General features: G+C 48.4%; 23 protein-coding genes. 5 read left to right on the top strand and 18 right to left on the bottom strand.

Annotated features, from left to right (window positions below):
* The first annotated feature begins 116 nt into the window (after positions 1-116).
* The gene (locus tag OC443_RS05495) at positions 117-1,061 is read left to right on the top strand and encodes an endo alpha-1,4 polygalactosaminidase (protein ID WP_083601594.1); all 945 of its coding nucleotides are present in this window, start codon (positions 117-119) and stop codon (positions 1,059-1,061) included.
* A gap of 196 nt (positions 1,062-1,257) precedes the next feature.
* On the opposite strand, the gene cowN is transcribed toward OC443_RS05495, so the two are convergent.
* Positions 1,258-1,542 carry a N(2)-fixation sustaining protein CowN gene (gene cowN / locus OC443_RS05490; protein WP_073582610.1) on the bottom strand — a complete coding sequence of 95 codons (285 nt, stop codon included), beginning with the start codon at positions 1,540-1,542 and terminating at the stop codon, positions 1,258-1,260.
* Between the two features lie 343 nt (positions 1,543-1,885).
* On the opposite strand from cowN, the gene OC443_RS05485 reads away from it, so the two are divergent.
* Complete coding sequence (locus OC443_RS05485; RefSeq protein ID WP_073582608.1) at positions 1,886-3,817, top strand: carbohydrate-binding protein; 1,932 nt, start codon at positions 1,886-1,888, stop codon at positions 3,815-3,817.
* Between the two features lie 483 nt (positions 3,818-4,300).
* Here the strand turns inward: OC443_RS05485 and OC443_RS05480 are convergent, their stop codons facing one another.
* The 17 genes from OC443_RS05480 to OC443_RS05400 form a co-directional block, all read right to left on the bottom strand.
* Complete coding sequence (locus tag OC443_RS05480; protein WP_083601593.1) at positions 4,301-5,473, bottom strand: dienelactone hydrolase family protein; 1,173 nt, start codon at positions 5,471-5,473, stop codon at positions 4,301-4,303.
* Positions 5,474-5,674: 201 nt separating this feature from the next.
* Positions 5,675-6,511, bottom strand: coding sequence for a substrate-binding periplasmic protein (locus OC443_RS05475; protein WP_073582604.1), 837 nt, complete (start codon positions 6,509-6,511; stop codon positions 5,675-5,677).
* A gap of 225 nt (positions 6,512-6,736) precedes the next feature.
* The gene (locus OC443_RS05470; RefSeq protein WP_073582602.1) at positions 6,737-7,420 is read right to left on the bottom strand and encodes an OmpA family protein; all 684 of its coding nucleotides are present in this window, start codon (positions 7,418-7,420) and stop codon (positions 6,737-6,739) included.
* 9 nt (positions 7,421-7,429) lie between these two features.
* Positions 7,430-8,788, bottom strand: a complete 1,359-nt coding sequence (locus OC443_RS05465; RefSeq protein ID WP_073582600.1) for a TadE/TadG family type IV pilus assembly protein — start codon at positions 8,786-8,788, stop codon at positions 7,430-7,432.
* A gap of 2 nt (positions 8,789-8,790) precedes the next feature.
* Positions 8,791-9,348 carry a tight adherence pilus pseudopilin TadF gene (gene tadF / locus OC443_RS05460; RefSeq protein WP_306345627.1) on the bottom strand — a complete coding sequence of 186 codons (558 nt, stop codon included), beginning with the start codon at positions 9,346-9,348 and terminating at the stop codon, positions 8,791-8,793.
* Positions 9,314-9,874 carry a TadE/TadG family type IV pilus assembly protein gene (locus OC443_RS05455; protein WP_073582596.1) on the bottom strand — a complete coding sequence of 187 codons (561 nt, stop codon included), beginning with the start codon at positions 9,872-9,874 and terminating at the stop codon, positions 9,314-9,316. The genes tadF and OC443_RS05455 overlap by 35 nt, the downstream gene beginning before the upstream one ends.
* Positions 9,846-10,823 (bottom strand): tetratricopeptide repeat protein, encoded by a 978-nt coding sequence (locus tag OC443_RS05450; RefSeq protein ID WP_073582594.1) that lies wholly within the window; start codon positions 10,821-10,823, stop codon positions 9,846-9,848. Before OC443_RS05450 ends, OC443_RS05455 begins: the two co-directional genes overlap by 29 nt.
* Positions 10,816-11,697 (bottom strand): type II secretion system F family protein, encoded by an 882-nt coding sequence (locus OC443_RS05445; RefSeq protein WP_073582592.1) that lies wholly within the window; start codon positions 11,695-11,697, stop codon positions 10,816-10,818. Before OC443_RS05445 ends, OC443_RS05450 begins: the two co-directional genes overlap by 8 nt.
* Entirely contained in the window at positions 11,694-12,620 is a 927-nt protein-coding gene (locus tag OC443_RS05440) for a type II secretion system F family protein (RefSeq protein ID WP_073582590.1), read from the bottom strand. The genes OC443_RS05445 and OC443_RS05440 overlap by 4 nt, the downstream gene beginning before the upstream one ends.
* Positions 12,617-13,906: a CpaF family protein gene (locus tag OC443_RS05435; protein ID WP_073582588.1), complete on the bottom strand. Its 1,290-nt coding sequence runs from the start codon at positions 13,904-13,906 to the stop codon at positions 12,617-12,619. The genes OC443_RS05440 and OC443_RS05435 overlap by 4 nt, the downstream gene beginning before the upstream one ends.
* Complete coding sequence (locus OC443_RS05430) at positions 13,899-15,167, bottom strand: chromosome partitioning protein ParA (RefSeq protein WP_073582586.1); 1,269 nt, start codon at positions 15,165-15,167, stop codon at positions 13,899-13,901. Before OC443_RS05430 ends, OC443_RS05435 begins: the two co-directional genes overlap by 8 nt.
* 3 nt (positions 15,168-15,170) lie before the next feature.
* The gene (locus tag OC443_RS05425; protein ID WP_073582584.1) at positions 15,171-15,707 is read right to left on the bottom strand and encodes a hypothetical protein; all 537 of its coding nucleotides are present in this window, start codon (positions 15,705-15,707) and stop codon (positions 15,171-15,173) included.
* Positions 15,704-16,996 carry a type II and III secretion system protein family protein gene (locus OC443_RS05420; protein WP_073582742.1) on the bottom strand — a complete coding sequence of 431 codons (1,293 nt, stop codon included), beginning with the start codon at positions 16,994-16,996 and terminating at the stop codon, positions 15,704-15,706. The genes OC443_RS05425 and OC443_RS05420 overlap by 4 nt, the downstream gene beginning before the upstream one ends.
* Before the next feature lie 61 nt (positions 16,997-17,057).
* A complete protein-coding gene (gene cpaB / locus OC443_RS05415; RefSeq protein ID WP_073582582.1) occupies positions 17,058-17,846 on the bottom strand; it encodes a Flp pilus assembly protein CpaB in 789 nt (262 codons plus the stop codon).
* 3 nt (positions 17,847-17,849) lie between these two features.
* Positions 17,850-18,305 carry a prepilin peptidase gene (locus tag OC443_RS05410; protein ID WP_073582580.1) on the bottom strand — a complete coding sequence of 152 codons (456 nt, stop codon included), beginning with the start codon at positions 18,303-18,305 and terminating at the stop codon, positions 17,850-17,852.
* A gap of 65 nt (positions 18,306-18,370) precedes the next feature.
* On the bottom strand, positions 18,371-18,586 hold the full coding sequence (locus OC443_RS05405) for a Flp family type IVb pilin (RefSeq protein WP_073582578.1): 216 nt from the start codon (positions 18,584-18,586) through the stop codon (positions 18,371-18,373).
* A gap of 306 nt (positions 18,587-18,892) precedes the next feature.
* Entirely contained in the window at positions 18,893-19,867 is a 975-nt protein-coding gene (locus tag OC443_RS05400; RefSeq protein ID WP_073582576.1) for a Gfo/Idh/MocA family protein, read from the bottom strand.
* A gap of 235 nt (positions 19,868-20,102) precedes the next feature.
* Here OC443_RS05400 and OC443_RS05395 point away from each other — a divergent pair, with 235 nt between their 5' ends.
* From OC443_RS05395 to OC443_RS05385, 3 genes are all read left to right on the top strand, one after another.
* Positions 20,103-20,978 carry a 5'-nucleotidase, lipoprotein e(P4) family gene (locus OC443_RS05395; protein ID WP_073582574.1) on the top strand — a complete coding sequence of 292 codons (876 nt, stop codon included), beginning with the start codon at positions 20,103-20,105 and terminating at the stop codon, positions 20,976-20,978.
* A 244-nt stretch (positions 20,979-21,222) separates the two neighbouring features.
* Positions 21,223-23,505 carry a phosphoenolpyruvate--protein phosphotransferase gene (gene ptsP / locus OC443_RS05390; protein WP_073582572.1) on the top strand — a complete coding sequence of 761 codons (2,283 nt, stop codon included), beginning with the start codon at positions 21,223-21,225 and terminating at the stop codon, positions 23,503-23,505.
* Between the two features lie 258 nt (positions 23,506-23,763).
* Complete coding sequence (locus tag OC443_RS05385; RefSeq protein ID WP_073582740.1) at positions 23,764-25,161, top strand: PepSY-associated TM helix domain-containing protein; 1,398 nt, start codon at positions 23,764-23,766, stop codon at positions 25,159-25,161.
* Positions 25,162-25,280 lie beyond the last annotated feature (119 nt).

Raw genomic sequence — 25,280 nt, 5'->3', positions numbered from 1 at the left:
ATGCAGGTTTCGGGTGGTTTGGGTATATCACCTATTGCTTTCCCGGCTGGGCCACACTTACAATTCAGACCATCTGTTGTTTTGTGTTATCTCAATCCATCCTGCGGGGACGTTTTATGCTGTACCACCTGTTCACGGACCACACCATGCACTGCCGCCGGCATTTCAGAACGGTTGCGATGTGGCTTCTGACCTTACCGGGCCTTTCCGGCTGCTATCTGAATATCAATATTGGTGATTCGGATGATGACGATACACAACAGCCATCTCAGGCAGCATACTGGACCCCGGCTCCCGGCACCAGTTGGCACATTCAGCTGCAAAACCTCGATCAAATCAGTATTGATGCAGACGTACAGATTTACGAAGTGGATTTATTTGATGGGGCTCAGGGCAGCAACAGCGTGATTAACCAGCTGAAACAACAGAATAAGCAGGTGGTGTGTTATTTCAGTGCCGGTACCAAAGAAGACTGGCGCGATGACGCTGCTCAGCTGACGGATGAAGCACTGATTCCGGATGGGGAACTGCAGGACTGGCCGGGCGAAACCTGGCTGAATATCAGCGATCAGACGATCCTTGAACAGGTGATTCAGCCCGTGATGGAAGCCCGGCTAGATCTCGCGAGCGATGCCGGATGTGACGGTGTCGACCCGGACAATGTTGATGCATACACCAATACGGATGAAACCCACGGACTGATCAGCTATGCCGATCAACTGGCATATAATATCTGGCTGGCTCAGGAAGCCCACAAGCGGGACTTAAGTGTCGGACTGAAGAACGATCTCAATCAGCTGGATACGCTGGTCACTCACTTTGACTTTGCCGTCAATGAGCAGTGCTTTGCTTATAACGAGTGCAGCGTGTACGAAAATACCTTTCTCAGTGCAGGCAAAGCCGTATTTAATCTGGAATATTACCAGGACGGCTCAGAGGGAGAAATCAGCAGCACAGAATTTCTCAACAGTGCCTGCCCGTATTTCCGGCAGGCCGGAATTACCGGTGTCTGGAAGCAGGGGGTTGCGCTCGACGGGAAGAATATCCTGACCTGTCAGTAGCTGCGGCTATCTGACAGCCTCTGGCATCACATTGCCCCGGAAAACTCATAGCTCCGGGAAACTCATAGCTCCCGGAAACCCATAGCGCCGGGAAACTCATTATACCCGGCGACCTGAAGAGACGGGTTGTCCGGCCACCGGAAACTAACGGTCATACGAAAGTAACTGTCAGGCGAAACAGAACCATCTCAGTGGCTCAGCAACACTCCTGCTCGATTTGATAGAGCAGTGCCAGGGCATCTTCATCTTCGCAGTCGCCAAAGTATTTATATAAAACATTCAACTGGTTGCCAATAAAATGCAGATTATCATGCGCCCTTTTTTCCTGCTCCTGCTGTTTATTCTGAAAATACTTTAACCACGGCTCTCCACCGTGACCAGCCTGCAAATGTACATTAAGTATCTCTATCAGCCTGTCTGCATTTTTATCACAGTCGATATTACAAAATGAGATATAACGATCGGGTTCCGGTACTGTCATTGTGCCCTCTACTGATAAAACATTAAAAACTCATATCGGTCTGGCAAATAACATTCCAAATTATAAATACCTGATTTTTAATCATTATTTACTCAAGCATCTGCAATAAAACAACATTCATTGTCTGAATTGTCACAAATCAGACAAATCTACTGCCGATCTTCACGAATTTCTGGATATGGATCCAGAAAAGAACAACAAAGATGAGAAAACATGTACAAATGTTATCCAACTGCCTATATATTCTCCGCCTTATTTTTCAGGCGTCAATGACATCACGGTGCTCACTCAACCGTCACGTCACCACCATCAATAAAAACACAACACAAAAGGTGATCAATTTATGAGATTAGTCAGTACATTGTTAATTCCCCTTGTATGCAGCAGTTTACTGCCCGCACAAGCTCAGAATGTCAGTCAGAACTTAACCGAAGGATTTGTTCATCCCGGTCTTTCCCACAAGTTATCCGATCTTGAGCGGATGAAATACATGGCGAAACAAGGAAAAGAACCCTGGATTTCAAGCTTTAAACGGCTTAACAATATCAATGGCTACGGGAAGTGTAACTATCAGGTCAGAGGGGATAAAAGTATTACAACGCTCGACGCGACCAATCGTCAGAACTACGACAAATTTAAATATGATGGCATGGCGGCTTATCATAATGCGCTGCTTTGGGCAATTACCGGAGAAACATGTCATGCCCAAAAAGCTGTCGAAATCCTGAACAGCTGGTCGAATCTGACCGGGCTGAAATCCGGTGGCACCCGTTCTCTGGATGCCGGACGGGTAATCTGGAAAATGCTGGAAGGGGCTGAAATTATCAAAGCAACTTACGCCGGCTGGAAACCTGCCGATATCAAAGCCTTTTCCGATATGCTGGTTTATCCGGGTTACTCAACCACTGAGGTTCCGGAAGATGCAATCAAACAGCAGAAAGTCACCTTCTACTGGAATATGTATAACGGTGATCCCGGCCGCCACGGCAATCAGGGATTATTCGGATTTCGTGGTGTGATGGCGATGGGGATTTTTCTCGATAACCATACAATGTATCAGCGGGCGCTGCGGTATCTGAAAGGGGAAACGCATCCGGATAATGATTTGCCCTATCCGGCCGGCCCATATCTGGAATCAGATACACCGAAGAAAACCACTGAATATTATAATGAGTACAAAATCTCAGAAACGGATTCCGCAGCAAATGACTACGGGTTTAATGAACAAATCAGTCACTATATCTGGCCGAATGGTCAGGGACAGGAAAGCTCCCGCGATCAGGCCCATGCGCTTCTGGGCGTGAGCATTCTGGTCACGATGGCTGAAATGGCCTGGAATCAGGGCGATGATCTGTATGGTTTTCTCGATAACCGGATTCTGGCCGGGCTGGAATATTTCTACAAATATAATCTTTCTTTTGTTCATCAGTATGATGATCAGCCTATTCCCTGGGAACCAACCCCGGAGAATGGTGAATTCTTACAGAAGAAAGACCGGAGCGGCCGCTGGCTTTCAAAAGAAATCAACCCGTATTATGAGAACTCAACCGCAAATACATCGCGGGGAACGCTGGTGTTTGCCAATAACGCACCAATTGGTGAAATGGCGCTGGGTCACTATCGTGACCGCCTTGAACTGGATCAGGACAAATACCTCTGGACAGAGCGGGCCTGGCAGCTGTCAATCGATACCATCGGCTATTACGAGCGCTCCGGTACTCAGGTTGACCATCCGGGCTGGGGCGGACTGACGGAACGTCGCGTTGCAATGAGCCCCGGAGATCCGGTGCAGCTGAACAGTGATCAAGACCAGCTGATTTATCAGACTCACCTGCTCCCCGGAACAATTGAAGCAGAAAACTACGATCAATTTGTCACTGGCGGCGAAGGCCATACCTATCATGACAGTGACGCCAAAAATCACGGCGGCGCCTACCGTCCTGATGAAGGGGTTGATTTATACCAGGATGATGACCGCACTTACGTCGGACGGGTCACTGCCGGAGAATGGCTTGGTTATACCGTTGAAGTTCAGTCAGCAGGCACCTATAACATCAGCTTAACTTATCAGGGACGGGCTTCAGGTGGTCAGGTTAAAATCATGCTGGGTGATCAGGATCTGACCGGCCAGGTTTCACTGAGCAAGACTCATGGTAAGTGGGAAACTGTCACCATAGCCTCAGGCGTCAAACTGCCGGAAGGAATGGCTAATCTGCGGATTCATTTCTCAGGAAAAAATAAGGCCATCAGGCTGGACTCCGTTTCAATCCGCTGACAAATCTGTCTGAAATGGGAAACCCGGTATGGCAATGCCATACCGGGCTAAGCCACAACTTCCCCCCCAGGATTGTGGCTTATGTTCGCAACAACCAAACAAAAACGGCGCATAGAACCGGCCGTTGTTTACTATGATTGGTATCAATAAGAATCCCGATGCATAAGATGGTAACGAATAATTATGTTTAATTTTGTGATCCATCTACTTTTATGGATAAAAAGTTCTGAAAGCATTACAAATAATGGATATCAGAAAGAGATTCACCTCACAAAAAATCTGCATCATATTCAACATAAACAAAAAACAGACAAAAAAATCTGGCAACGCTCACATTTCCACCGGCTTTATCTCTGCGGAAAACGGCGTCGTTACCCCAAATGGCACATGTTTAAAAACAGCGGGTCAGGACCTGTTGACGAAAATAAACAGGCCTGAATATTTTCATATTCAGGCCTGTGAAAGGGAATCAATCATAAAAAATCAAGGGTGAACCTGTTCCGGGTGAAGCCACTGTTTCAGCCAGCCAAACGCTTCCAGTTGTTGTTCTTTATAGAAGACGTGACCGAGTTCAGGCCAGACTTTCGTGACCAGCCGTTCATCAGCCTGCTGACTGCGCCAGATCTGGTGAAGTTTCTGATAAGCCTGCTGTACCGCCGCATGAGGAAAGAGCTTATCTTTACCGCCATTAAACACCAGCATCGGCTTCGGTGCGGCAATCCCGGCAATATCCGGAAAATCCATCATCTGCGGCAAACCGGGATGCATCATGTAATAGGCTGACTGGCCCCGCAACACATTATTTCCCGGCGTCATCAGCCCTTCATAAGTGCCCATCCATGAATCAGCCACGGTCGCTGCCGCCTGCGGACGCAACGCAGCCAGCTGCCACGCACGGTATGAGCCCATTGAAAAACCGACAATCGCGACCCGCTCAGGGTCCACTTCCGGCCGGGAGGCCAGAAAGTCAAACGCGCGCATGTCCTCATAAGCCATATTACCCGCCAGTGAGCGTCCCAGATTAAAGAAATTGCTGGCCAGTGCCTGCTGCTTTTCGTAAGCCATCGGACCGCGATCGCCCCAGCCCAGCGCATCGACGGCAATGACCACATAACCGAGTTTTGCCATTTCATCCCCGACAAACCGCCCGGTGAAAAATTTCTTTGACCATGCCTGCGCAGATGCCAGTTTTTTTTCATCGCCCCAGGGTTTGATCATTTTCTCTTTGCCGATATCAAACTTTGCCCCGTGATCATGCAGCAAAATTGCAGCGGCATGTTTTCCTGTCGTTTTCGGCACCAGCATCAGCGCTGAAACCCGGCTTTCATCCGTGAGATTAAATGCCAGTTTATACCCGACATAGCTACCCCGGTCGACCGTATCCAGCACTTCCGGCTGAAAATCGCGATGAGAATCCGGCGTCAGCAGTGCATAACGCAGACGGGTCCGGGCTTCACGCCGCCATTGGTCAAAATTTCTGAAATTACCGCTCAGCCATGACATCGGATAAGTCATTTGCTGCTTTAACGCCGGGTAAAAAACCGGCAACATATCTTTTGTCAGTGCCTGATGCTGATACTCCGTATCCGGTGCAGCCTGAATCCCGGATACACCGGCAAGCAGACAGGCCGCACAGAGTAAACCTTTCCATTTCATACCATTACCTTTTTAAAACGTGATTTCATTTTGATTATAAACGTCGTTGAATAAAGATACGCAGAGATGGATAACAGTTCAGATGGCTGAAAAGAGACAAGCACCGGATTCACTCACAGATTTGCTCACAATTCGCCTGACAAAGCAGGCTTCTCTGACCCATTGCCGGATAAATATTGCCGGATAAATGGATGAGAGACCTTATTCATTGAGTGTCAGTGAGGTGTCTTCCGCCAGGATATGTTTCATCTCTGGGGATGATTTGTCTAAATGCACATAAACGGACTGAGGAATGTCCTGTCTGTCAATCCGCACATGCTGATAATATTTTTGCAGAATTTGTATATAGCGCTGACTGGCTATTAATTGCTGGAATCCGTGGGTAAACTGATCTTTCAGCATCCGATCTTCTTTCCTGAAAATCACCGCCAGCGGTTCTGTCAGCACCGGCTTTTTTATTGTGGCAAATTCATTCATTTTATCCGGGAAAAGCTCATGAATAATCTGCCAGCCCGCCAGATCGACTGCAATGGCGAAGTCAATTCGCCCGGCTTCCAGTTTTCTCAGGTTCTGAACAATCCGGCTGGCATAAGAAACATTCAACCCCGCCCGCTCCACAATCCGGGTCGTGGCACTGCCACGGACATTGCCGATCGTATAAGGTGATAAAGCGGGTAACTGCCTGAAAGAGAAACCGTCCGGAAAGCGCTGATGCTTGTAGAATAAAACGAAGTTCATGTTCAGAATGTCTACACTGTCAACCCGTGTTGACATACCATCAGCATGGAACCATCTTGAAACACCGAGATTAGCATCCACCCGGCCCTCCCTTAACGACCAGACATTTCTCGACATAGGTAAAATCTGGAACTCTGCCGGATGATTCACCAGAGCAAATGCCTCCGTTACAATATCCCTTCCCAGTCCATAACCAACAAATGGTACATAATCCGGATAAATATAAGGCGGGTAATTCACAGTAGAAATACTGACACGCTCACCCGCTGCTGAACCGGGAAAGGCACACAGGCATGTCATCAGAAACAGAATAATACGGCTGATTTTATTCAGGACGTCCTCCGGACTTTATATGGTGTAACTTTTTAGCGCGACAGGCAGACAAAATCATACAAACGTTTGGAACAGACTCTGCGATCAATGTTGAACACAACTTTTTTAAAGTATGGTAACACCTGTGAGATACCGCAAATCTGACATGAAAAACGATAGCGCAGCATCTCTGTTTTCCATCAATGTACGCACTTAGTTTTTATTCAGGTTATCTTGATACATACCATCCTCAGACGCAGTACTTTGATACACGGCAATATCAACCCGGCGGTTTAACCGGCGCCCCTGCACAGAGGTATTGAGCGCCACCGGGTGGTTCTCACCATAACTGACAATCCGGGTATTCTCTGTCGCGACCTGATGCTGAGTCAGGTATGTTTGCACGGATGCAGCCCGCTTCAGTCCCAGTGAAAAATTGTACTTTGCCGGGCCGGTCGCATCGGTATTGCCTTCCAGCACAATCCGGCTGTCTGATTTGATTTTTGCCAGCAGGCTGTCAAGTACTGTCACTGACGCCGGAGTTAATGTATGGCTGTCAAAACGAAAATAAACCCGGCCCGGTATTTTCCCTGTTTGCGCCGCAGAAGAAAGGCCGGATGAAAGGAAATATTCTGCACACTTCTGATTAATGCCGGTTTTTTTCAGCTCAGCCACGAGTAAACCCCGGACTGGCTGATGGCCCGGCACCGCTGTGCGCATTTTCGTTCCCTGATGTAAAGAGACCCGGATAGCATTGCCGGCCTGCACTTCTTCTTTCACGGTCAGCCCGGACTTGCCGCAGATACGAACCCAATGATCCTCCTGTATCTGAGCCATCACAGAAGCAGTCACGGATAAACAAGCGGCGAAAATCAATAAACGTTGCAAAGTCAGCATAAACTGCTCCTATTTCAGATGGCCGATTTCTTCTGCAACCAGTGCCAGAATCCGGTTCAATATTTCAGTTTTGTTCTGGGCGTAAAAGATATTGTCCGACCCGACACAGGCGTCCAATGCCGTATTGGTTTTCCCTTGCTGATAATCAAAACCAATCATATAAATGTCGGCAGAATTTCCGTCTGCAGATAAATCACTCTTAATGATTTCGCACAAATTATAACCGGTCACCAACTTGTTACCGATTCCGGCATAAGTTTTACTCCAGGTTCTGGTCCACCTCGGTCCGGTTGCACCTATGGGTGTATAATTCCCCGTATCCACGCCATCAGATAAAATAATCAACAGTTTTTTGCTGTTCTGTCCTGACAACAGCAATTTATAAGATTCGATCAATCCCAGATAAGATGCAGTACCGCCCTTTGGCCAGAATCTCCCGATCCGGGTGGTGAATGATTCACTGCTCCCGTTACCCGTAGTGATATAGCGGGTCAGCGGTATACTGTAGAAATACCCCACCGTAGAATTGTTCACCGCACAGATATCATCCTGCGTATAGGGTTGTGTCTGCATGTCGATAATTGTTTCCCGATAGTCAACACGCTTGTTCTGCTGGAACCGCAGATGCTCCACATGCCCTAATCCCAGCGATATGGTGCGTTTTTTATTATTACACCGTTCACTTCCGGCTTCCCGCCGCACGTAATGACTGTATGGCGCAATCCCGAGTGTGTTGGTTTTTCCGGGAATATTCAGGGCATTAAAAGCTTCCAGCTGCTCTGCAACACTATCAATGATATCAATCAGATCCTGATATTTTTTTTTCGAACCACCACTCCATTTACTTGCCATTGAACCGGAAAAGTCAGCGGCAAGCATGACATCAATCGCATTACTCTGATATTTTCTGGCTGAACTATGACTGGAAACCGCAATATTTTCACCAAACCCGACAATGGCGTCATTACCGGGAAACCAGCTGGGGAATGTCAGACTGGCAGAAATCTGATACTGAAAAAAGCGCGGCCCGTCACTTGCAACACAGGCGGCAATCTGTTCACAGTTTTCACGCTGCACCGTCAGGCTGACCAGATCACCGGGGGTCTGAATATTCAGCGACGGAAAATACGCCGCAAAAAAATCAGCCGCAATCTGCCTGTTTTCCGGACTGCCCTGCTCACCTGAGTTTGACGCTGCATGCGCAGCGATTGCCAGCACCGCCGCTTCCGATGCATCCATCATGCGCGCTTTATACTGCAACGCACGTGCACCGTCTGTCCCCAGAACAAAAATCCCGAACAGTACCGGCAGCACCATCGCAAAGAGCATCGCAGCATGCCCCCGCTGGGCAAGGATTGGTGTGTGCATCACTACCTCCCGATAATCACGGCATCAGACTGAACCCGGGTAAACTCCATATCCAGTAATTCCCCGATCCAGTTATCGGTGTCATAACATAGTGTCACCCGGTACAGAGAAGCCCGGCGTCCCCAGGTGGTTATTTTTGATAAATCCGTCATCTGACTCAGCGGGCTACGGAGCGTACAACGAATCCCCCCTGACTGACCGGAACCTGAGGGAAATACCGAATATGAAGGTACCTGCTCGTCATTAAAAGTCACCGATTCAATCAGATAACCGAAGTTTTGCGAACGAAACTGTTTCATTGTTCGTTGCAGAGAGCTTCTGACGATATGGACAATCCGGTCAACATTGCTCTGTTCGAGTGAGTAATTGTTCTGATACAGCTGGGTTCTTTCTTTGAGCAGATTCACCATTGAATAAGACAGGCGATCCAGTTTCCCTTTACAGGAGAGTTTAATGATCACATCAGCGCTGAAAGTCAGCAGCAGGCTGATTACCACACAGATAATCGCAAATTCAACGGTAAAATTACCCCGCTGTTTCATCATACTCAAACTGATCACGCTCATATTCCTGTATCACGATAGCTTCCCGGATAAACAGCTGTTCAGCATCAAGGAAGAAATTAAATATCGGTTGATAACGATAGTTCACCCGGTAAACCGCAATCGTACTGTGGCGGGCCGTACCGCATTCGCTGAAAGAAGATCCGGAATTTACCGGACAATAACTGTCTCCAAGCTGCTCCAACGCTTGCTGATTTTCCACATACTGAATTGAGAAAGTGAAATCTGATGTGTCAATAAACCGGGCCCATAACGACTGCTGGTTCTGCAATGCATTCTGAAACAGCTGAAAATAAGTGGTTTGACAGCTGCCGGACTGGCAATCATTGGAATCATCCAGCTTGGAAATCCGGGCGGCTTCACTGACAGCATAATCAGACAGCGCAGAAACATACGACATATAACTCATTTCCACCCACGCCATACATACCCACCAAAAAGCCATGAATCCAAGTACAAACTCAATCGTGGCAACACCGGAATGACGATACCTTTTAGTAAGCAGGCGCTGTCGGTTTTTCATCGCCACCTCCTGTACCGGATTCCGTTTGTATATTTTTCGGTTGTGTCCCAACAGAAGGACGGTGCGCCACCTCTGCCTGAAGCAGTGCCTGATAAATCATCCTGATCTGTGAATCAGTCAGCGATGGTCTCAGATGAGTTCTCAGGTAATCCAGCCGACCGTTTTTCGCCATTGCCAGCAACAGGTTAGCGCGAAGCTGTGGGTCATTCTGCTCTGATTCAGTGATTGTCATCAGCCGCTGTAAAGCCTGTTCATCTTTGCCTTCCAGCATGTCAACCAGCGCCAGATTATTTTTCACAGCTACATCATCGTAAAAATAACGCCGTGCCAGCACAAACATTTGCCTGGCTTGCGTATAATTGCCTTCCCGTGCATAGATAATCCCGAGTAAATTCGCGGTTTCACCACGTTCCGGTGGCGGCTGAGCATCATCAACTGCTTCATGAAGAACACTCATCAGCAATTTTTTTGCCCGGTCAGTCCTGCCCAGATCCAGACAAGCACTTCCGGCAATCAGACGCGCCGGGGCTGAGATGTTGTCGAACGGGCGTCCGAAATCATAATGAGGATCGTTTTGTTGCGCGGCCTGTTCCTGCCCAAACAAGGGCCGGAGAGTAAATAATGCTGATTCAGGGTCATGACTGTCCAGATATGTTTTAGCCAGTTTTTCACGGTAGACCGCGGAATCCCCCTGACGCAGCCGGGACTGATAAAAATCAATCAGGGCTTTATAATTTTTGGCAGCGACCAGTATTTTTTCCTGCCGGTGTAAATCAGCAGGCAGTGAGTTAATAGCAGGCTTTTCATTTGAGGCACACCCTGCCATCAAAGCAACACAACCCAGGAGCACCATTTTTTTCGCCAGGCAGCTTTTGGCTGCGCTATTAGTGACTGTAATTATGGTGAATATATCTTTGAGCAACACACGGACATTGAAACAATCAGGCACCAGACATCATCCTCATTACACCGGGGACCGCGATCAGAATCACGATCGGTAACATGATAAACACGATCAGCGGCACCGACATTTTCGCCGCCAGTTTGCCGATTCTCTCTTCCACCGTCAGCATCGATACCTGCCGGATATCGGCGGACAAGGTGATCAGGGTTTCGTAAATCGATGAACCATACTGAAGGCTCTGTTTCAGCGTCATCACAAAACTGCGCATTTCACTGGTCGGAATATGCAGATACAACTCATCCAGCGCTTTATCCAGCCCGACAATCCGCGCTCTTTCATTGGTCCGGTTAACCAGCTTTGCCAGCCGGGGATCAAATCCGTACATTTCTTTGGCCAGATAACTCATAGCTGCTTCAATTGTCATCCCGGTCTGAACACAGACGGCAATTAAATCAATCAGATAAGGCAACTGACGGGAAATAGTCAGGCGGTAAGCTTTGACCCGGGCATCAAGAACAGCGTCCGGCACAATCAGAATCACAATGACCCAGCAGGCCAGCACACTCACCATAACAATCATATGCATATCAAACCGGAAATACATCAGGAAAAAAAGCACACCACACCCAATCAGCATCACACTGAGTTTGAGCGGTAAGTACAGGTGTGAATAAGGAAACGAATAGATGCCGGCATTGATCATCTTCTGATTAATTACAGCTTCATTCTGAGCCAGAGATGAGGGCAAAGCATCATCAAGCCATTCCAGCAAACTGGTGGATGATTTGTCTTCTTTTTTTTGTTTATGAAGGTATTTATTCAGGGTTTGCCGCTTTTTTTCCCGCCACGCCACAATCAGCAGAAACAAAGCACCAAGGGCAATCAAAGCCACAAAGATAATAAGCTGAAGCAAGGTCATGATTCCACACCCCGCATCATTTTCCAGACCAGCCCGATCCCGATCGCTTCACTGATTAAGACGTAATACAGAATGTATCGTCCCTCAGGATTAAACATGACGTATTGATAATTCTCCGGGCTGAGATAGCGCAACACGATGAGGAAAAAAAACGGAATCGCCCCGACAATCTTGGCAGAAGTCCGGGCTTCAGCCGTCAGCGCATATTTCTTTTTCTCGATCGCTCTGGCTTCAAACATCAGCCGGTTCAGCCGGGTAATAATTTCCCGCAACTGACCGCCCCGTTGCATATTTGCCCGCAGGGTGATGACAAAAAAGTGAAAAGCAGGATACGGGAAACGCTTACAGGCTTTACGAAACACTAAGTCCGGCGTCTCCCCGATCTGCAGCCGTTCTCCCATGATCCGGAACTCACGGCCAACCTCACCTTCCAGTGATTTGCCAACAAAGATAATCGCATGCATCAGGCTTTCACCGGAACTCACGGAACTGGCCAGCATATTCAGGGCATCAGGGAATTCTTCATCAAAATGTGCTTTCTCCCGTTTTTGCAGCCAGCGGGCTAAAAGCCAAAAGCCGGCCACCACCACCATGACTAAAACGTACGGGAGACTAATCTGTAAAAAGTTGTCATTGATATAAACAGATAAACAAACCAGGAATACGATATACAGGGTGACTTTTACCGGTGCACCACGACCCATTTGCCTTAGCAGATTGCGCAACACACGTTCAGTTTTCTGCCACAGTGTCTCATCAGATAAGACATTCAGGTTGACTGCACTGGCACTTTGCTCCATTGAATCAACATTGATGGAATTGTTCTCATGAAGGTAGCGGTTGGTTTTCTTTTTACGCACAGACGGTCTGGACAAAACCAGCAGAAGAATACCACCGAAGATCAGGCTTAACCACGCCATCAAGCCCCCCTCATAAAGCCAAAGATCGCATCCAGATTGCCTTCGAGACCAAAAAAACGGGCCTTCTCAACTAATATCGAACGTTTCATCAGACCGGCAGAGATAAATTCACCATGAACCTTTTCTCCTCCCGGTTCTCCCGGCAAAGGTTCAAACCGGAAGATTTCTTCCAGCACCACGTTATTCCCTTCCAGCCCGATGACTTCGGAAATATTCATCACTTTCCGGCTGCCGTCATGCAGACGGCTGATTTGCACCACCAAATCAACCGCACTGATAATCATCCGGCGAATCGCTTCCAGTGGCAGGTTATTGGTGGCCATCATCACCATAGCTTCCACCCGGGCGAGCGCATCCCGCGGCGTATTCGCATGCAGTGTCGACATTGAACCGTCATGGCCGGTATTCATCGCCTGTAACATTTCAAAAGCTTCCCCGCCCCGGCATTCCCCGACAATAATCCGGTCCGGCCGCATCCGCAGCGAGTTGATGACTAAATCCCGTTGATTCACCGCCCCGGTACCTTCAATACCGGAAGTGCGGGTTTCCAGACGAACGACATGCGGCTGCAGCAATCGCAGTTCTGCGGCATCTTCAATCGTAACGATGCGCTCTTTTTCGGAGATAAACTGAGATAAAGCATTCAGCATGGTGGTTTTTCCGGAGCCGGTGCCGCCGGAAATCAAAATGTTCAGCCGGCAGCGGGAAGCAATCATCAACAGCTTCGCCATTTCCTGGCTCATTGCGCCAAAACCCACCAGCTGTTCCAAATCAATGCTCTGCTTTTTGAATTTTCGGATCGAGATTGACGTCCCATCAATCGCAATCGGCGGCACAACAATATTCACCCGGCTGCCATCCTCCAGCCGGGCATCACAGGTCGGAGATGAATCATCCACCCGGCGGCCAACGCGGGAAGCAATCCGTTTCGCGATTTGCAGGAGCTGTTCTTCATCAATGAATTTCACGGTCGACTGTTCAACCAGCCCGTTGCGCTCGATAAAGACATTCTGATGCCCGTTAATCATGATGTCGGTAATCGATTCATCATCCATTAATGGCTGCAACGGCCCCAGTCCCAACAGCTCATCCACCAGACTTTTAACATAGTCACGCCGGACAACCGACGCGACGGAATAATCCTGCCGCTCAATCAGTACATCGATCGCATTCGACAACTGTTGCGTGAGCTGTTCGCGGGTTAACGTGTTCACCACATCGGCTTCCAGCGCTTCATAGATTTGCTGGCGGAGTGAAATAAATAAACTGCGGGCGTGATGTTCAACCATCTTCAATACTCCGTCCGACCAGTTTTCTCATCAGGCCGTTATTCAATAAGCGGCCTGTCAGCCCGGCCGAAGCGGATTGTGCATTTTCACCTAAAATCATCGCCGTGAGCTGGCGTAACGGCGCTGAAATATCCAGACGGAGCTTAGTCAGAAAATCGCCGTCCAGAATATGTTTGACGATTTTCGGATCAAACGGAATTTCCACATCAACCTTTGTGCCCAGATAGTCTTCAATTTCGTTCCGGTTTAATAAACTAAAGCGGGATTGATGAAGATGATTGAGCACCAGTATATGGCGTGGCTGACGTTCATCACCGGATAACTGTGTGATGACTTTTTTTGCCTGACGAACCGCAGAAACCAGTGGTGTCAGTACGATGACAACCGTATCTGCGTTCCGGTTCAGATAGGAATAATCCAGCTGGCTCTGATTGCCACGGGACAGATCTTCAATCAAAAAGTTGTAGTGCTCTGAAAGCAACCCCTCCAGCAGCCGGGTGTATTCCTTCATTTCATGTTCAGGATGCAGCTCTGAAGTAATCGATAACAGGGAAAGCATGTCATTGACTTTGCGGGTCATACTGATTGCGTAGGTATCATCCAGTTCAGCGCCAAATCCTTCAACAACCGCCATTTTTTTCTCAAATCCTTCCAGTTTGAGAAAAATATCCAGATTACTGTCATCGTAATTGTGATCAACCACCAGACATTTGGACTGATGTTTATCAGACAGGCTGTAAGCAATCTCACTGGCCAGCAGAGAAGCACCAACACCACCTTTACAGCCCCAGATAGCAATTCGCTTCGCGGTTCGGTTTTTACCCAACCCCTGTTCCCGGACACGGTTATCACGCACATTTTTGACAAAATCGATCAACTCTTGCTTGGATACCGGCCAGAACAGGTAATAAAAACCCATCGCTTTCAGATTACGGATAGTTGAAATCGCATCTTCCTGGCCAATTACAATCACAGAAGCATCATTAGGTAACAGATGACTTATGCGTTGCATGTCGTCCGTGACACAAGCGGACTGATTGAGTTCAACCAGGGCAATATCAATTTTTTTCTCTCTGGCGTGGCGGCGAATCTCATTGTCGGTGTTGGCAACAAAACTCGGCAGCGGAATCCCTTCGAAACGAAATGCATTTTCTATCAGTTGATGGCATTCATCACTTTGTACAAATGCCACACAGGAAACACTGATGACATCTTTACTTTTTTTCTCAAACTTATTCAGAGAATCTAAAATATCCAGCATGCTTTAATTCCCCAGATGTTCAGATTGGGTCTGGTCGGGCAACGCATCTTCCGGGTGTACCATTGACAGCCAGCCGGCACTGTCAACAAAACACCCCGTGGGCTGATGCCCGAACGACCCAACCTTCGGTGGATAACAAAACGGCGTCACGGTTTGATAAACCACCAGCCGGACCTGCAGATCGAAATTCTTCAGCTCTTCATCGTTTTTCAGCTTCAGTTTTCCGGCATCAGCCCCACGGGCAATCAGTGCATCCCGCCATTGCCGGGCCATTGTCTCTCCGGCTTTTCCGGCATAACGGAAAGAAAGTTCACTGATGAGGATGTTCTCTTTATGCCGGGCCTGAAATTGCTGCCACACCTGACCGGCTTCACTGTCTTCCTGAGTGACTTTTTCCCGGTTCGGGGCCGTATCAGCTCTGACTGATAACTGATAGGTCACCGGGTAAACCGACACATCAATCCCCTGATGACCGGAAACCAGCGGCTGACATCCGGCGCAACTCATCACGATTAAAATGAACAACAGAATCCGTATCATTTTCTGAATCCTCCCGTTGCCAGAATCCGCCCGGTTTCACGCGTCACCGCCGGCGTATATTGATGCTGAAAACCAAAGAAGCGGGACAAATTACTGGTTCTCTGCATCGCCGGTAACTGAATCTGGTAGGGCGAAACCGGCTGCACCAGATTCACTGTGGCGACAATGATCAACTCGGTTTTATTGCGTGAGGTTTCGGTATGCCGGAACAGTGCGCCCAGCAAAGGAATATCCCCGATATACGGGATTTTCTTCAGTGATTCGACATCTTCGGTACTCAGCAGCCCGCCCAGCACAAAGCTCTGACCATTGCTCAGTTCAATAGAAGTCTTCATCCGGCGGGTTTTCAGTGCCGGCAGGTCATATTTTTCATTGGAATACTGGGTATCCAGCGAGCTGACTTCCGGCTGAAGAGACAACCTGATTTTGTCATCGCGTAAAACCTTCGCCATCATTGCCAGACGAACCCCATACTCTTTGTAGTCGACACTTGCACTGCCGTCGATAATCGTTACAACCGGAATTTCTCCGCCAACCAGAAAAGAGGCGCTTTCACCGGAGATAACCGATAAATTGGGTTCCGCCAGCACCTGACCAACAGAGTCATCATTAATCGCAGTAATAGTTGCCAGCAGATCATCGGCACTGAAACCAAGAATCGGATTGGCAAACACACCAGATGTCTGGTCCGAATCACCAAACTGAATACCGAAGTTTTCCATAAACTGCTGAGAAACTTCAGCGATTGAAAGTTTGACATTCACTTGCCGGGTCTGTGCGATTTCAATCTGATTGATGAGGCCTTTGTACTGATGCTGAGTCATAAAATCTACCGGTTCAGACTCCTCACCTTTTGAATTTTTCAGCAGAAATTTTCGCTCAACCGCATCTCTGCCAAGTAATTGGCCGGTTAACTCATAAATCCCATCCTTTTCCGCGTAACCTGATACAGTTCCGGAAAGCACCACCTGTTTTCCGATATTTGACAACTCAACACTGGCTTGAGGGAAATGCAGCTTAATCTGTTGCAAGACAGCAGAAAAATCCTGATTCACAACCAACTGACGGTTGATCACGGCCTGATGATTTTCATTAAACGCGATCAGGGAAGTCTTACCCGTCGCTTTGCCATAGACCACAATTTTATGGCGATCAATCACCTGATAATCAGCCACATCAGGATTGGCAATAAATACCGTTTCGATTTCCTGCCGGGTAGAAACTGAAATCGCTTCGCCTTCCTGCAAAGAAAGCACTGCGCCTGCCAAGGCAGACCATGACATCAGCATCCCTGTCAGTACTTTGATCAAAAAAACTGAATAACGTTGTATCAAATCGTACTCCTTCAGATTACTTGACGACAATTCTGTTCGCCCGTAATTCTTTTACCGCTTTAAAATCCGGCAGCACATCTCCGGCGTTGGCGCGTAAGTCTTTAGCGGATGTGACTCCGGCTGATTTATACACCTCCAGTTTTGCAACCTGTTTTGCTATCGTCAGTCTGGCAACCTGCTTCCGGGTTAATTCCAGAATCAAATGATCCCGAATCTGATCTGCACCTATATCCCGTTCACCCGGCTCGATTTTCAATACCCGGATATGAGAAAGCACCGGACTAATCGTAATTTCTCTTTCGGAGAAATGATCCAGCTCCAGCTTATTGTCACTCACACCGGTTAACGCCAGCACATCAACATAAGAACCTGCCCGGATGATGCCTCCCACCACTGATTCAGGAGCAACGGCAACAGCATAAGGCACACAATCAGACGCAATCATCAGATCAATAAACTCAGGATCATCCGGCATCACAATGTCAGACCGAAGGACCAGATCTCCCGGCGAATAATCATTCCGGTAAACAGCATGTTTATCCGGCGTAAACAGACTGTCGCCATCAATGCCTTGCTTCCCCGCTTCAGACTCAGACAGGCTGACAATCTCCAGATCATTCCGTCTGACCTGGTCCCCTTGTTTCAGATGATGATTCCCCACCCGGTAAACCTTAAAGAAAACAGGCCTGGGTTGTGTTTTTTCCACTGAAACCGGCACCTGCTGATTCTCACCGGTGAAAAATATTCCCGTTAATCCGGCACCAATCGCAATCAAAGCCATAATCATCAGTAATTTCGATCGCATCAGCTACCCCTTCAGTGAAGCTGTAACACACAGCAGACAAACACAACTGATGGGGATAGCAAAAGGCAGCCCTTTTTCTCTGACTTTCTTCATTCCGGTAAAGACTCCACAGAGCAAATAAAATGCGCACAAAACCCCGCCGGTAAGGCCAATGAGAGCGATGGCTAATAGCAAAAACTGTTCATTGATCGCCGGGAGAAAAGCCAGCAATAACTTAACGTCACCGCCCCCCCAAATCTGATACCGGTAAAACACCAGCAGTAAGCCTGTCACCCCTGAAACCTGTAAAGCCCATAGCGGTGTGACCAGGTTGGGTGAAATCACAAGAGAAATGAGAAAAATAATCAAACAGACAGGGTTAGGGATGACCCGAAACCACAGGTCATAACCACACGCAATGAGTGAAAGGATGACCAGACTAAACCATCCGGCCAGTTGCCAGCTTATGTTCAATATCATATACAAAGCAATACGACGCTTTCCGCAACGAGACCGTAGTCCACGTTACATCATCACGACGTCTGTCAGCTTCCGTCTGCTGCAGAAATATTGTTTGTAATGGTATTCATCGCATTGGATAACGCGGAGCTTAACCCGCCAGTATCGGTGACAAACACTGCCAGTACGATCGCGGAAACGGCTACACCAATAATCGCATACTCAATCGCGGTAACCCCACGGATATCATTTTTAAACTGAATCGCTGCACACTTTGCGGATATATATAACTGAGCCAACATACGTTCATCTCCAGGCATTGATAATTAGTATTGATATAAAACTTATCCAATAAATTTGTTATCTGTGCCCCGTTCACTCATACCACTCAACTGACCGTACGGGTGAATACGTTCGCTCCCCACCCGGTTGCAGTTCGCAAAAATGAATGTGAGGAGAGAAGCATATAATTTTATTAAGTATTGTGCATAAAACGGGGTTATTCAAATTAATGAATAAATTTACATATTTTTTTTTAACCTGAATGATTCTCACCCCTTAGCTGACGGGTATTTCCCGCAGGAAAAAATTTAGTTTTCTGTAAAAAATCACGCTTTATCAGCCGGATAAACCACACCTAACTGCTGGCGAATGTCCGTGAGTAATTCCGAGATCAGCAGAGTTTCTTTTCTGTCCGGTAACTGCTGATGAATCACAGCATCCGCAAAGAAATCCGCTTCATAAAACATCCCCAGCTCATGTTGTGAAACGGTCAATTCTTCTGTCTGTCCGTCTCTGTAGCGGACAGAGACCGACTGAATATCGGCAATATGGTCAATCACGATGGTGCCATTTTGTCCCTGAATTTCACTCGGAATGACTGAATCTGATATCTTTGAATGCTGAATCACAACCGTCAGCTGCGGATATCGCAGTAACAGGCTGCCTTCCCCGTCAACGCCTGATGCCAGCAGCTGACCTTCCGCTTTCACCGACTCAGGACGACCAAATAAAGCCACCGCAGCTGCCAGCGGGTAAAAACCAATATCCATAACTGAACCATTGGAGAATGCCGGGTTAAATGTATTCGGATTCTCTCCCTGCAGATATTTATCGTAGCGGGAAGAGTACTGGCAATAATTAAAAAAGGCTTTGTTAACAGGGCCGGTTTTTTCCATCGCAGCCCGGATTTGCGCAAAATTGGGTAAGTATCCGGAGCGATAAGCCTCCATGCACACAACTTGCCTGCGTTCGGCCACTTCATCCATGAACTCAGCTTCCCGGATATTAGAAGCGATCGGCTTTTCACAAATCACATGCTTGCCATGCTCCATCATCAACACCGATTGTTCACAGTGCATCGCGTTCGGCGAGGCAATATAAACCGCGTCAATGCTTGTATCTTCAGCCAGTTCATTCAGATCTGTATAATAAAGGTTCACACCAAATGGCTGACCAAATTCCAGTGCAGATTCCAGTGATCTGGAGTAAACCGCCTGCAGCTGCATTTTTCCGGTTTGATGGGCGGCCTGAACAAAAGCTTCTGAAATCCAGCCGGTTCCGATGACAGCAAAATGAATCATTTTCGTCTCTTCCATTGAATCAGTGATGGGATGTTATGCTATCGCATTGATAAGCAAAAACTCAAATTTCCCATACACCTGTTCGCTGAATCTTACGGAATACCAACCCAGTGCACATTTATGATAATTAACAATGTATTGACATATCCATCAATTTGCATTATCAGGTAAGACGGGTGTAAATTCTGCCATTGGCAGAAAAAATTACGACAACGTCAAAGAAGAGGAATAATGAATGAAGTTAAACTCAGCGGCTAAAAAATACGGCTTAAGCCTTGCAGCTGCCATGCTGGTTTCTGGCTGTGTGAATACCACAGTCCCGACCAAAGCAGAATCCCCTAAACCAGACGACCTTTTAAACGCAACCTTATGGATGCAAAATTCAGTTGAATATAAAGCCAACGTTCGCAACATCTTCCATCTGGCAAAAATTCAGCTCGATGATGCGCTAAAAAATAAACGCCGGACAGCTCTGCCTGACATGCAGAAACCTGGTTATATGAAGCTGCCACCGGCGATCATTCTTGACTGTGATGAAACCATTTTAGATAACAGCAAATATGAAGCTTATCTGATCAAAACCGGTCAGGGTTACAGTTCAACCACATGGAAGAAATACGTACAGAATAAGGTCGCAGAAGCGATGCCTGGTGCGGTAGAGTTCACCCGTTATGCAGCTTCAAGAGGTGTTGAAGTCTTTTATGTCACCAACCGTAAGAAAGTCAGTGAACAGGCCACTTATGAAAATATGAGAGCTTTAGGCTTTCCGATGGGCAATGGTAAAACCGATACGCTGTTAACCAAAGGAGAAAAACCAGAGTGGGGATCCGCGAAGGGAAATCGTGATGCCATGATAGCCAAACGTTACCGTGTGCTGCTGATGCTGGGAGATAACTTCGGAGACTTTACTGATAAAGCATCCGGTAATCTCAAACAAAGAGAAGCAGCCTACCGGGAATATATGTCTCACTGGGGAACCGACTGGTTTGTACTGCCAAACCCGGCTTACGGCTCTTTTGAAAGTTCGGCATTTGGCCGCAATTATCACCTCTCACCAGCGCAGCGTCGTCAGAAGAAAATTGATGTGCTGAACTCCTGGTCAGGAAAATAACCACCCCGGTATCTTTGCGAATCAATCGCTGCATCCGTGATCATCAGAGGGGAAAAGAACTCTTTTCCCCTCTGCACAGAAAACTTCTTGCCAAATCATCAAATAGAGCGTTATATAAAACCGCTGTACGGTGAAATCCGGAACCGAATCCTTTTCCCCCTGACTTCTGACAAACCTGTCTTTGCCCTGATATCACGTGTATAGCAAACATCTCTGGTCTTACATTCAAGGGAGTAATCAAACCATGCGGGACATGATAAATGCCGACGCTCTGGCATCACTAACTCAGATTATTTTATCTGCAGCCCGGGAAGATTCTGTGAAAGAGCAGGTTTATCATATTCTGGAAAAAGTCAGTGATACATTACAGGTTGATGTCTGTACTTTATACCGGCGACAACCGGATAACAGCCTGAAAATGCTGGCAACTCACGGGTTAATTCAAACCCATCCGGTCATCCTGCCTGAAGGAAAAGGGCTGGTCGGAATCATTCTGAAAAACGAGCTGCCACTGAATATTATCGAGCCATCCCAACATCCGGGTTATTATTATGTCCGCCATTCCAAAGAAGAAAAATTCCGCAGTTTCTGCGGGGTTCCACTGGTCTACCGTGGCCAGGTGAATGGCGTGCTGGTGGTACAGAGCCGTCTGCCAGAAACTTTAACCCCTGAGCAGGAAGCGGTGCTATCCACAATTGCCATCCACCTGGCCCTGTTACTGGATTCATTCTCCAGCCATGAACACCTGATCACTCCGGAAAATCATCTGCATCGCGGTGTCTCCGGTGCGCCGGGTCTGACCATAGGTAAAGTCATTATTGCCCGCCATCCGGAACTCTCTGCAGTCACCCCGATTCAGGTTCAGGACACACTGACAGAACTCAATCGCTGGCAGGAAATTAAGAATACAGCGCTGACTGAATTCGCCCGCGAGAAAACCCTGCTCCAGCAAGCGGCTTCAAAAGGGCTGGCATCAGTGACCGATGTCGGGAAAATGATGCTTCAGGATCCGGCTTTTGAACGGATGGTCACCAATGAGATTGCCAGGGGATTTCATCTTCCCTGGGGCGTGAAACAGGCAGTCAGCCACTTTTGTGAAAAGTTTATGGCGATGTGTAACCCTTATCTTCAGGCGCGTCATGAAGATGTGGAACATCTGGGAGACAAGCTATATCAAATCTGGCTGGGCAGCGATAATCTGGTCTCTGATGACAATGGCGAGCCTTTGATTCTGATCGGCGAACGCATCAGTGTCTCGACTATGGCAGATCTGTCAACCAGAAACCTGACCGGCATCGTTTGCTCCGGCGGCGCCTCGCTGTCTCATATTGCCATTTTGGCCAACGCGCTGGGTATTCCGGCGGTCATGGGCACCGGTGAGCTGGCGCTGAAAGATGGCGATACCCTGATTGTTGACGGGGACCGGGGCGAAGTGATCGTCTCACCCGGAGAAACCCTGCTCGAAGAGTATCAGTCGCTTACGACCGAGCGGCAACAGCTGTCAGATCAGCTTTTATTACACTGTCGCCGGCCAACCCGGACCAAAGATAATGAGCCGGTCGTACTGATGGCAAACACAGGGTTACAGGCCGATATCGAACCCGGACTGCGTCACGGTGCCGAAGGTATTGGTCTGTTCAGAACCGAGATTCCGTTCATGGCCAGCCAGGCGCTGCCTTCTGAAGAAGATCAGGTTTTACTCTACAGTTATGTGCTGTCGCAATATCAGGACAAACCTGTCTGTATCCGCACGCTGGATGTAGGATCAGACAAACCCCTGCCCTATCTGCCGCTGGTTCCGGAAGATAACCCGGCACTTGGGCTGCGCGGTATTCGTTATACGCTGGATAATCTGTCGCTGTTTACAACTCAGCTGCGCGCACTGCTGCGGGCAACCGCAGAACATCCGCAACTATGCCTGCTGCTGCCGATGATCAGCACCACGGAACAGCTGGATATGTGTCTCAGCCTGATTGATAAGCTGGTGGCTGAACTCAAAGAAGAAGGTTATCCGGTCTCCCGCCCGCCAACAGGTATCATGGTTGAAGTTCCCGGCTGTATCCCGTTACTGCCGTTCTGGGCGGATAAAATTGACTTTATTTCCGTCGGGACCAACGATCTCAGCCAGTATCTGCTTGCCGTTGACCGCAACAATCCACTGGTCAGTAAATGGTATCACACGCTCCATCCGGCGATATTGCATGAATTGATGCGTATTGTCAGGCTTTCAAAAGACCGGCATATTCCTGTCAGTATCTGCGGGGAAATGGCGGCGGATCCGGTTGCTGTCGCACTTTTAACCGGAATGGGAATTCGTAAACTCAGTATGAGTGCTTCAAAAATTCCGCTGATCAAAAGCTTAATCAGCGAAATATCTGTTCAGCATTGTGAAGCCTTACTGGATGAAGCGCTGACACTGGATACCGCAGAGAAAGTCTATCATCTGGGCAGCTCATTTTTAGCCCGGCACTGGTCTCTGGCCGGTAATTTTGTGGAAAGAAACCCGCATGAACCTGTCAGCGGATAAGACGAATATCCCCGAACAACCTGAAGATGCATGATTCAGGTTGCCTGGGTATACCCCCCGGACAACAGGAGCCACATGGTCCGGACTGTCCGGGTATACGTTATTTATAAATATGTTAGTATCAGCAAGACTGATTATAAAAAGAAATAAGATCAGCGCGGCCTGCTCTTCCTGCTTTACGGAAACCAGCTCAACTGTTTTGTAATGCTGACATGGGAAGTGACAGACAAATCAATTTCATATAAAACAAGTAAAGTTATGCCAAACACAACCTCTGAAAAGTCAGCCAGCCAGTTGCTGCTGGCTTTCCTGACACGGCTCCATTTTTATATCGGGCTGTTTGTCGGGCCGTTTATTTTTATCGCCGCGCTGACCGGTACCCTCTATGTCATCACACCTCAGCTGGAACGTATGGTGTATCACCATGAACTGACGACAGACAGCAGCGGCACATTTCATACCTTACAGGCACAAATTCAGGCGGCCCGTGCCAGTCTGCCGGAAGACTTTCCGCTGAAGGCCGTCCGGCCAGCTATCGGTGAAGGGTTCACCACCCGCGTGATGTTTAAAGATCCCGGCTTATATGGCTGGGAACTGCAGACTGTTTTTGTCGATCCTGTCACGCTGGAGATCCGTGGCACGCTCGCCAGCTATGGCACCAGCGGTATCCTGCCATTACGCATCAAGCTCGATTATCTGCATCAGAACCTGCTGCTTGGTCAGACCGGCCGCTATTACAGTGAACTGGCCGCTTCATGGCTGTGGATTGCCGCATCCGGCGGGCTGGTTCTCTGGTGGACATCGCGCCGCCGGTACGCCAAAGCCAATACCCGGAATCCTTACATCCGGCAAAGGAAGAATCATACCTCGGCTGGCCTGATGATTATGCTGGGGCTGTTTTTTATCTCAGCAACCGGGCTGACCTGGTCAAAATGGGCCGGGAGTAATATCGCCCAGTGGCGCCACAGCATCGGCTGGGTCACGCCATCAGTCTCTCTTAAATTAGATGAAAATACATTCAGCGAAATCGCCCCGGCTGCGACACCAAAAACGCCTCATGCGGACCATCAGCTCACCGGTGACTCAGCATTACCGGCTCATCCGGGGGATGCTTTATTTGATGGCGTGTTAAAAACTGCGCGGGACGCCGGCATCGACGCTGCCAAACTGGAAATCCGCCCGGCTTCATCTGCGGATAAAGCCTGGAAAGTGAGAGAAATTGACCGTGCCTGGCCAACGCAGGTGGATAGTGTCGCCGTCAATCCCCATACCATGACTGTCACCAGCCGGGCTGATTTCAAAGACTTCCCGCTGGTTGCCAAACTCATCCGCTGGGGCATTGATGCCCATATGGGCGTTTTGTTTGGTCTGCCGAATCAGCTGATTCTCGCTGCGTTCGGGCTCACCCTGTGCGCGATGGTCTTCTGGGGTTACCGGATGTGGTGGCAGCGACGACCTCAGCCGGGCTCTCCGGTTCAGACATTGAGTCACACCTGGCTGGCTCTTACCGGGTTGCAACGCCTGCTGATTGTTGTGATCGCGGCTTTACTTGGCCTGGCGATGCCGGTGATGGGCGTCAGCCTGCTGATCTTTATTGTGTTTGATGCCATCCGGTGGTGGCGTTCACAATCACTTCAGTCAGCGCATTCAGTCTGAACTTCTGAACGATACGGCGGCATCAGAATGTCGCCGTCTGCAACACAGCCCACCGGAAAAGACCGCAGACTACAGATAATTATCTGACTTAACGGGTATACCCAGGCAACCTGAAGATG

Source organism: Vibrio quintilis, assembly GCF_024529975.1.
GTDB lineage: Bacteria > Pseudomonadota > Gammaproteobacteria > Enterobacterales > Vibrionaceae > Vibrio > Vibrio quintilis.
Note: the sequence above shows the minus strand (reverse complement) of the source record. Positions and strands in the feature narration are given on the sequence as shown.

Coding starts and splice junctions, on each gene's coding strand:
- OC443_RS05495 (WP_083601594.1), top strand. CDS start 117: ATGCTGTACCACCTGTTCACGGACCACACCATGCACTGCCGCCGGCAT.
- cowN (WP_073582610.1), bottom strand. CDS start 1,542: ATGACAGTACCGGAACCCGATCGTTATATCTCATTTTGTAATATCGAC.
- OC443_RS05485 (WP_073582608.1), top strand. CDS start 1,886: ATGAGATTAGTCAGTACATTGTTAATTCCCCTTGTATGCAGCAGTTTA.
- OC443_RS05480 (WP_083601593.1), bottom strand. CDS start 5,473: ATGAAATGGAAAGGTTTACTCTGTGCGGCCTGTCTGCTTGCCGGTGTA.
- OC443_RS05475 (WP_073582604.1), bottom strand. CDS start 6,511: ATGACATGCCTGTGTGCCTTTCCCGGTTCAGCAGCGGGTGAGCGTGTC.
- OC443_RS05470 (WP_073582602.1), bottom strand. CDS start 7,420: ATGCTGACTTTGCAACGTTTATTGATTTTCGCCGCTTGTTTATCCGTG.
- OC443_RS05465 (WP_073582600.1), bottom strand. CDS start 8,788: ATGCACACACCAATCCTTGCCCAGCGGGGGCATGCTGCGATGCTCTTT.
- OC443_RS05455 (WP_073582596.1), bottom strand. CDS start 9,874: ATGAAAAACCGACAGCGCCTGCTTACTAAAAGGTATCGTCATTCCGGT.
- OC443_RS05445 (WP_073582592.1), bottom strand. CDS start 11,697: ATGACCTTGCTTCAGCTTATTATCTTTGTGGCTTTGATTGCCCTTGGT.
- OC443_RS05435 (WP_073582588.1), bottom strand. CDS start 13,906: ATGGTTGAACATCACGCCCGCAGTTTATTTATTTCACTCCGCCAGCAA.
- OC443_RS05430 (WP_073582586.1), bottom strand. CDS start 15,167: ATGCTGGATATTTTAGATTCTCTGAATAAGTTTGAGAAAAAAAGTAAA.
- OC443_RS05425 (WP_073582584.1), bottom strand. CDS start 15,707: ATGATACGGATTCTGTTGTTCATTTTAATCGTGATGAGTTGCGCCGGA.
- OC443_RS05420 (WP_073582742.1), bottom strand. CDS start 16,996: ATGCTGATGTCATGGTCTGCCTTGGCAGGCGCAGTGCTTTCTTTGCAG.
- cpaB (WP_073582582.1), bottom strand. CDS start 17,846: ATGCGATCGAAATTACTGATGATTATGGCTTTGATTGCGATTGGTGCC.
- OC443_RS05410 (WP_073582580.1), bottom strand. CDS start 18,305: ATGATATTGAACATAAGCTGGCAACTGGCCGGATGGTTTAGTCTGGTC.
- OC443_RS05405 (WP_073582578.1), bottom strand. CDS start 18,586: ATGTTGGCTCAGTTATATATATCCGCAAAGTGTGCAGCGATTCAGTTT.
- OC443_RS05400 (WP_073582576.1), bottom strand. CDS start 19,867: ATGATTCATTTTGCTGTCATCGGAACCGGCTGGATTTCAGAAGCTTTT.
- OC443_RS05395 (WP_073582574.1), top strand. CDS start 20,103: ATGAAGTTAAACTCAGCGGCTAAAAAATACGGCTTAAGCCTTGCAGCT.
- ptsP (WP_073582572.1), top strand. CDS start 21,223: ATGCGGGACATGATAAATGCCGACGCTCTGGCATCACTAACTCAGATT.
- OC443_RS05385 (WP_073582740.1), top strand. CDS start 23,764: ATGCCAAACACAACCTCTGAAAAGTCAGCCAGCCAGTTGCTGCTGGCT.